Here is an 8,715-nt window from a genome sequence, read left to right on the forward strand (position 1 = left end):
CTTCAATATCTATCTAAAAAGAAACCCATCTAAGTTATAGATGGGTTTAGCTTCATTTTATTGTTATTCTTAAGAGGCTTTTGAGACTTTTCTTTTGTCAAATGCTCTCATTTTAATTTTGTCTACCAACAAGTACATTACAGGCACTACTACCAGGGTAAGGAATGTGGCGAAGATCAGACCGAAAATAACTGTCCAGGCCATAGGCCCCCAGAAATCAGCATTAAACCCACCATAGTAAATTTGGGGATCAAAATCTGATAATAGTGTAAAGAAGTTGATATTGAGACCAATAGCCAGAGGAATAAGACCTAAGACAGTAGTAATGGCAGTTAGCAAAACAGGGCGAAGACGTGTTTTACCACCATCAATAATGCTATGAAGTATCTCTTCATAAGGTAAAATTTCATCATCACCAATATTTAGCTCTGCCCTACGTCTTTCTCTAATCAAATTGGTATAATCTATCAGTACAATTGCATTATTTACTACTACACCGGCCAGTGAAATAATACCTATACCTGTCATGATTACTACAAAACTCATATCAAAAGCAACCAGACCTAAAAACACACCAATGGTACTTAAAATTACTGATGCCATGATAATGAAAGGAGTCATGATGGAGTTAAACTGTGCCACAATGATCAGAAAGATCGTCATGACAGCGATAAATAAGGCTCTTACCAAAAACTGCCCAGACTCTTCCTGCTCTTGTTGTTCTCCGGTAAAGCTTACTTCGTAGCCAGCAGGAATCTCCATATCATCAATGACATTTTTAATCTGCTGATTTATCTCAGTAGCATTATAGCCTTCAAGCACATTGGAGAAGATCGTTATTACTCTATCAGTATCTTTTCTTTTAACAGAACCATAGGTAGAAGAATACTCTACATCAGCTACAGATGCAATAGGAATCTGCTTGAGGTTACCAAATTTATCTCTAAAGGTAATTTTCTGGTTAATCAAGGCATCTACATTGTAGCGATACTCATCGCTTAGGCGTAGGTTAATAGGATAATCATCTTCACCATCTTTAAACTTAGAAATTTCATTACCAAATAATGCGGTTCTAAGTTCTGTGGCAATGGTGGCCGTTGACAAACCAAAACGTCTGGCCTTTTCACGATCTATATCTACCAAAAGCTCGGGCTTACCGGTCTCTAGATCGGTTTTTAGCTCTTCAATTCCTCCGATATTTGCATTATCAATCTGAGTTTTTATCTGATCTACCACAGCAATCAGCCTGTCATATTCTTCACCTTTAACTTCTATGTTAATGGGTTTACCTACCGGAGGGCCAACAGGGTTTTTATCTACTGAGACTTGTGCTCCGGGATATTCACCGATTGCATCCCTCACTTCTTCCATAAGCTCAGTGGTAGAGACTCCTCTTCTAAGTTCGTAGTCAACGAAAGAAACTGTAATTTTTGACTTTTGAGGTGTATTTCCAGGACTCGGTCCTTGTGACGGATCACTGGCTCCCTCCCCTACCTGAGAAATTACCGACTCTACTACATAGTCATAGTTGTCAATAACAGAAAACACTTTGTCTTCAATTTCTTTTGTAAGATTGTTGGTAACCTCTATATCCGTACCAATAGGCCTTTCTATAAATATGTTAATATAGTCTGGATCACTGCTTGGGAAAAACTCTACCTTCGGTTGCTTCCAAACTACCAATGCTATAGAGATGACTAGCAAGCCTACGGTACTAAAGAATATTACATAAGGATGCCACCCTCTCAGAGCAAAATTTACGGTCTTAGAATAACCATTTTCCAGGCGAACCAATAGTACGTTTTGAAACCAGTCAATAGCTGGTGATAAAATGTACAGATTGAAAGGAATAAGTAGTGCTCCTATCATTAGTAGGTTCGCTATGGTAAATGAACCTGTGATGTAGAAGAAAATGGCGATACCAACCAACACAGCACCTATTGTGAGTAATTTTCTCTTCTTCCTTTTATCTGTTTTGGTTTTGAGCCTCATAAACATAGAAGTTAGTACCGGGTTTATCACCAAGGCTACAAAAAGAGAGGAAGAAAGCACTACTATTAAGGTGATAGGTAGAAAGCGCATAAACTCACCTATCAAACCACTCCAGAAGGCCAGAGGTAAAAAGGCCGCTAATGTTGTTGCAGTAGAAGTAATAATAGGCAACGCAACTTCACCTACTCCTTCTTTAGCTGCTCTTATAGGGGAATAACCTTCTTCCATGAGGCGGTAGATATTTTCAACCACCACAATACCATTATCAACCAACATACCTAAAGCCAGAATAAGAGCAAAAAGTACCATCAGGTTAATGGATATGCCAAAGAAATTGAGCAACATAAATGACATCAGCATAGACAAGGGAATGGCTATACCAACGAAGAGCGCATTTCTTAAATTCATAAAAAATGCTAACACCAATACAACCAGTATTACCCCAGAGATGATACTGTTTTCTAGATTATTGAGCTGTATTCTGGTGTATTTAGACTGATCATTAGTAATAACGATCTCAAGATCTTCGGGAAACCGTACTTCCTGAGCTGAAGCTATGACCTCTTTAATCTTGTCAGATGCATCTATTACGTTTGCTCCATTTCTTTTGATAACATCCAGAGTTACTACCGGATTTCTGTTACTACGAGAATAGCTGCTTCTTTCTTCATAAGTATCCTCTACTACAGCTACGTCTTTTACATAGACTACATCATTGTCTTCGTTTTTGATGACTACTTCTTCTATTTGTGAGACATTATCAAACTCACCAATAACACGAAGTGATCGCCTGAATTCACCAGCTTTAATATTTCCACCAGAAATAGTTACGTTTTCTGCAGATATTGCATTTTGAATGTCAGTAAAAGAAATATTCATAGACTCCATTTTGTATGGATCTGCCTCTATGCGTATCTCTCTTTCTAATGCTCCGCTAATATTTGCTTCCTGTATTTCCGATAATCCCTCTATTTCATCCTGTAGATATTCTGCATATTGTTTTAGCTCATCTAGGCTGTAGTCACCAGAAATATTTATAAACATGATAGGTAAATCCGACAAGTTTACCTCAAACACATTCGGATCTTGATCCAGATCATTTGGCAGTTCACTTTTAGCCTGATCTACAGCATCTTTTACATCTTGCAGCGCACGAGAAATATCCACATCAGGTGTAAACTCTACAATGATGGTAGAGTAGTCCTGAATAGAAGTAGAAGAAACGTTATCTAATCCATTGATACCCTTAATTTCCTTTTCTATAGGTCGGGTAATCAAATTTTCAATGTCTACGGGCGAGTTTCCGGGATATGGTGTACCTACATAAATAGTAGGAATCACCACTTCGGGAAAGTTCTCTTTTGGCATACTAATGTAAGAGATGATCCCCATGATGACGATAATAAACGATAGGATCATCACACTTGTCCGGTTATTAATGGACAAGGAACTTAAGCCAAACTCCCGGGTTACTTGATTATTTTTTTGGTCCATGGATGCTAGCTATTTTCTTAAAGTGCGCTTGCGTTCAAAGATTGATTGTTATCCGTTATTCTGACATTGACTCCCTCAGCTACATTTCTGAAGCCCTGGTCTATGATGCGTTCGTCACCTGAAAGGCCTGTTTTCACCATAGTTTCATTGTTATAAGTCTTACCTCTTTGTATATGCTTTTTGTCAGCTACGAACTTATCTGTACCAGATTCTTGTACTGCTACATAAACAAAATCACCTTGGTTATCGCTTTGTATAAGGTTAGTAGGCACTACAAAAGCATCAGATTTTTCAAAATCTTTCAGTCTAAGCTCTGCCAGCATATTTGGTTTCAGCTTGTTCTCACTGCTGGGAATCTTTACTTCAATTGTAAAAGTTCTATTGTTTTGGTTAATCACCTGCCCAACAGCACTTATCGTTGTATTGATCTCCTCATTTAAAGAGGGTAATACTACCTCAACAGAATCACCTTTCTTAAACTGACCTAAATATGTTTCTGAAATGTCTGCTTCTATATACATATCGTTCATGCTTACCAGACGAACCATAGGCACACCGGGCTGAGCCATTTCTCCTTCTTTTACAAAGACTTCGTCAATGGTACCACTAAAAGGAGCACGAATAATATAATCGTTAAGCTGAGCATTTAGGGTTGAGAGTTTACGTTCCAAAGACTCCTTAGCATTTTTGGCTTCCAGAAACTGAAATTCAGATCCAATATTCTGGTCCCATAAATTAGATTGTCTTTTGAAACGAGTTTCTGCAAGCTCTAATGAAGTTTGCACTTCCGCTATATTAGTACGTATAGTTTCAGCATCCTGTACGACTAATACTTCACCTTTACGTACAACCTGGCCTTTGGTAGCGGGAACACGATTTACCATGGCCGGTACCTGTGCACTAATTGTTACATTTTGACGTGAAGTAACTTCACCTCTTACTTCTACAAAATGCCTGAAAGTTTCTTGCTTTACAGGAATTGTCGTAACCAATGTAGCATTTCTGTCAGCAGCAGCATAATTAGGGTCAGCCTGAGCTACTTCCTGTTCAAGTGCCTTAACTTTAGACTGCAAGTCTTTAATTTCCTGTTTGTATTCCTGTATCTGCTGTTTCTTTTGAGCAGTATCATCTACTTCTCCACCGCAGCTATACATACTAACAAGAAGTACACTAAATATGAGAGGTTTTAATTTGTTCATTGCAATAATTCTTAACACTATATTAGTTTGATTCCTGGTCTTGTATGAGTATTCCAAGTGCCTTTTTGAGCTCTACTTTAGCAATTAAAGCATCGTATAAAGCACTATAGTAGTTAGTTTCCGCTTGTTCCAAGGCATATTGAGCCTCAGTAACTTCTATATTTGATCCTACACCCTCCTGGTACTTAATTTTGGTTACACGAAATACCTCTTCGGCAAGCTCAAGATTTTCACGCTGAACTTCCAATGTTTCCAGACTACTTTCCAGATCAACTTCTGCCTGTACAATTTCCAAATCAATATTGTTTTTTAGCTGGCTGGTTGAATGCTCTAGTTGCTGGAGCTGAAGTTTATTTTTCTGGATAAGATTATGTTTTCTCAGGCCGTCAAAAATTGGAATGCTCATATTAAGCCCCCAAGAGCCAAGCTCATTCCATCTACTTAAATCAGTGAGTCTTCTCAGATCATCAGCTCCATTATTATAACCAAAATTTGCAGTAGCAGTAATTTTTGGAATATACTGTACTTTATTATTTCTGATATCTAACTGCACTAACTCCTTATTAACCTGTAGTTTAGCAAACTCAAGGCGATTGCCATATTCAAACTCATCTTTTCCATTTACTTCCCATTCACCTTCAATAGCTGATAGCGACTCGGATAATTCCAGTGGGGCATTAATGGGCATGCCCATCTGAAATTTAAGCATGAACATACTAACTTCAGCCATACGTTTAGCTTTATTATACTGAGCTTTCGCATTGTTATACTGCACTTTAATACGGTCCACATCAATTTTTTCTGCAAATCCGTTTTCAAACATTAAAGTAGTCTCTCTTAATAAAGTATCCAGCCGAGAGTAGTTGTTACGTAAATCAATGCTTCTTTCCTGATTTACCAATGCGGTATAATAGGCTTTAGAAACCTGTTCTGCAATGTTACTTTTGGTAAGTAAATAATCTTTTTGAGTAAGGTCAGAATATACTTTTGCGGCTTTAAGGCCAACAAAATATGAACCATCAAAGATCATTTGGCTGGCATTTACTGTGGCATTAGATTGATGCTTTATACCAAACCTAATGGCTACTTCTTCATCAGAGGGAGTTTGCCCACCATTGCCATTTCCGCTAAACATCCCCGAAGCTTCCGCCGGCAGGTATACTGTAGGAACCGCAAAGTTATTGGTATAGGTAACAGATGCATCAATTTGTGGTAGTCCCTGTGACTTTGTTACACCTACATCAGCCCTGGCAATTTGAATATCCAGCTTAGCATTCTTAATGTTTTCGCTATTGACGAAAGCGTACTCCAGGCACTCCTCTAAACTCATAGGCCCTTCTGCTTTTGCCTTTGAATCGGGCTGTTGTTGAGCCTGCAAACTGAGCGCTAAGCTCATAAGAAGAAGTAAAGCAGGTACAATTTTAGATTTCATTTGAGTCTCTTTTTTCTTGATAAAGCTTTAAAGTTTCTATTCCTTTTCTGGTTAGTATTCCATGAATAAAGTGGTCAAACAATTGCCACTGTACACTTTTGTAATTGAATTTGTCTCTGGGAAAAATATCAGCATCATAAGCCATTTGAATTTCTTCCAACCGTAGAAGTGATAAGATTTCTACATCTACATTTTCGCGGACAAAACCTTCCTTTTTTCCTCGGCTCAACGTACTGATTAGAGATTGTAAAAAAACGCTTTCTTTAAAACGGAGATAGATCTCCCAAGCACTTCTATGATAGCGCTGAAGATCGAATAGAACTGAAGGATTCACACTTTGTCCATGTTCGCGTATATATTTAGAGAGCAGAAACAACTCATGGATTACATCATTCGCATTAGCTTTAATCATATCTATCTGCGCTCCTTCTCTTTCCATTACTCTCTCTGTAACCAAACAGACTATTTCATCTTTATCTTTGTAATGCTGATAAATTGTTTTTTTTGATATTGCCAGTTTTTTGGAAATATCATCCATTGTAACACTTCTAACTCCATATGCCAGAAATAAATCTTCTGCGGCTTTCGCAATCTGTTCTTTACTCTCCACTACTATCTGTAAATAAGTTAATCCATTTTGCAACCAAGGAAACTTAAATGTTTTTTATAGTTTCTATCGCGTCTAACGATTAGCTCATACCTAAGTTTAGATATGTCAGCTTTTTTTTATTAATATTTACTTTTGAGGTCTTTGCACAGATTTGTTCTAAGTGTATACTACACTTGATATATATGAGTAGCCATTATTTCTGTACTAAAAACGCCGTACTACATTATCTGAAAATTGGAACTGGAGATCGTATCATGATCTGTTTTCATGGTTTTGGTCAGGAAGCCTCCGTATTTAGCTCTTTAGCCAGCACACTTACCAAAAATTATACGCTCTATGCTTTTGACCTTTTTTATCATGGAAATAGTAAATGGCATAATTGTGAAAAAGCGATATCACCGACTGAACTTTCTCAGATGTTTGAGGAATGGATAGAAGAAGAACAAATTGAAAAGTTAAGCCTATGTGGGTATAGTTTAGGAGGTAAAATAGTGCTTAGCCTGTTAGAACATTTAAGTACTCCGATTGAGAGAGTATTACTTATTGCACCAGACGGTATTGATACAAACTTTTGGTATGACCTAGCTACTTACCCTTATTGGGCCAGAAGACTTTTTAAATATACAGTCAACAAACCTGAAATCTTTTTCAGAATCGCGAATGGATTAAGTAAGATAAAGATGATAGATAGAGGTGTTATAAAATTTGCAAAGTACCAAATGAACACCCGAAAGAAGAGAGAAAAAGTGTACTGTAGTTGGCTCAGTTACAGAAAAATTAGAGCTGATATTGTAAGAGTAAGTAAAAAAATTAACATAAATGGAGTAAAACTTACAATCTATCTCGGAGCTTTTGACAGGATAATCACAGACAAAAGGGTAAAACCACTTACAAACAGAGTTAATTTTTATGAAAAATTCATATTAGATAAAGGTCATAATACTCTTATAAAAGATGTTTCTGAAGTTATTGATGAGTCATTTTAAAAGTATTTAATTTTTCTTCTTTCCAACAGATTTTCCCTTTGTCCTCATTGTAAACAAATCAAAGTCAATCAGGTAAGCGCAAGATAGACTTATAACATGATTAGAGTAATTCATATCACTTTCAAAAGTAGAAATCTCAATGTATTGTGTATCAGGTTTAGCCATATTGGTATGCCCAAAACTATAGCGTAAATCAAACATCAGATGATTTCGTCCTATAGGAAGTAGCGCTCCAACCCCAACATCAATACCTAACAGAACACGATTGGGCTCAGTAAGGCTAAAGACATACAGGTCGTTTGCAACTTCGTCATTTATCTCATAAAAGTTGATGTCATATTTAAGCTCTTGCAAGTTTGCTTCTAATAATTCTGAAGTTCTTAAAACCCCTTTTCCTCCCAGCCAATAAGATATATTTGGACCTGCATTAAAATAAAACTCTTTATAGCCAAGCTTTTTAGAGACTCTTAAGAGCAGTGGTACACTCAACATATTGTACTTTTCCTGATTAAAATTATCAGACCCTACCCCACTTAGTCTTTTAGTAACTCTGTTAAACAATATTTCAGCCTCTAAAGAAATAAGGTCACTCACTTTAACATTGCTTACTAAACCGGCATGAAAACCTAAATCATATTGGCTAGTCATCACATCATAGTAATCTTTATTATCATAATAGGCACGGCTAGCCTGTATACCTACTTTGGGACCTACTCTTAGTATTTGTGCACCAGAGAAGTGAAAATGAAGAAGAAATATGAAAAATAGTAACTTTTTCAAGGTAGTTAACTTAGTCAATATCAGAATAATTACTGCCAACATAAAGATTTTCTAGCATACTCAAGTTTAGAAAACTCAAATTGAATAATAAATAAGAAAATCTGTATTGCATCATTTTATTTATAACTACTAATACTACTCCAAATCTATACCAAATCGCCTAAGATTACTCTTTCCTCTCTTCTACTATATTACATAGTACTCTCACGCCAGTATTCCATC

General features: G+C 36.8%; 6 protein-coding genes. 1 reads left to right on the plus strand and 5 read right to left on the minus strand.

Translation table 11 applies throughout. The features are described 5' to 3' along the window. Positions 1-69: 69 nt before the first annotated feature. Genes PZB74_RS19800 through PZB74_RS19815 form a run of 4 tightly spaced genes read right to left on the minus strand, consistent with a single transcriptional unit; the run spans position 70 to position 6,760 of the window. Positions 70-3,486 (minus strand): efflux RND transporter permease subunit, encoded by a 3,417-nt coding sequence (locus tag PZB74_RS19800; RefSeq protein ID WP_302238906.1) that lies wholly within the window; start codon positions 3,484-3,486, stop codon positions 70-72. A 17-nt stretch (positions 3,487-3,503) separates the two neighbouring features. Further along, positions 3,504-4,685, minus strand: a complete 1,182-nt coding sequence (locus PZB74_RS19805) for an efflux RND transporter periplasmic adaptor subunit (protein WP_302238908.1) — start codon at positions 4,683-4,685, stop codon at positions 3,504-3,506. Positions 4,686-4,707: 22 nt separating this feature from the next. Continuing rightward, complete coding sequence (locus PZB74_RS19810; RefSeq protein ID WP_302238910.1) at positions 4,708-6,117, minus strand: TolC family protein; 1,410 nt, start codon at positions 6,115-6,117, stop codon at positions 4,708-4,710. Further along, entirely contained in the window at positions 6,107-6,760 is a 654-nt protein-coding gene (locus PZB74_RS19815; protein ID WP_302238912.1) for a TetR/AcrR family transcriptional regulator, read from the minus strand. Before PZB74_RS19815 ends, PZB74_RS19810 begins: the two co-directional genes overlap by 11 nt. 149 nt (positions 6,761-6,909) lie before the next feature. Here PZB74_RS19815 and PZB74_RS19820 point away from each other — a divergent pair, with 149 nt between their 5' ends. Beyond that, entirely contained in the window at positions 6,910-7,713 is an 804-nt protein-coding gene (locus tag PZB74_RS19820; protein WP_302238914.1) for an alpha/beta hydrolase, read from the plus strand. 6 nt (positions 7,714-7,719) lie between these two features. Here the strand turns inward: PZB74_RS19820 and PZB74_RS19825 are convergent, their stop codons facing one another. Further along, positions 7,720-8,493: a porin family protein gene (locus PZB74_RS19825; protein WP_302238916.1), complete on the minus strand. Its 774-nt coding sequence runs from the start codon at positions 8,491-8,493 to the stop codon at positions 7,720-7,722. Positions 8,494-8,715 lie beyond the last annotated feature (222 nt).

Source organism: Porifericola rhodea (assembly GCF_030506305.1).
GTDB classification, from domain to species: domain Bacteria; phylum Bacteroidota; class Bacteroidia; order Cytophagales; family Cyclobacteriaceae; genus Catalinimonas; species Catalinimonas rhodea.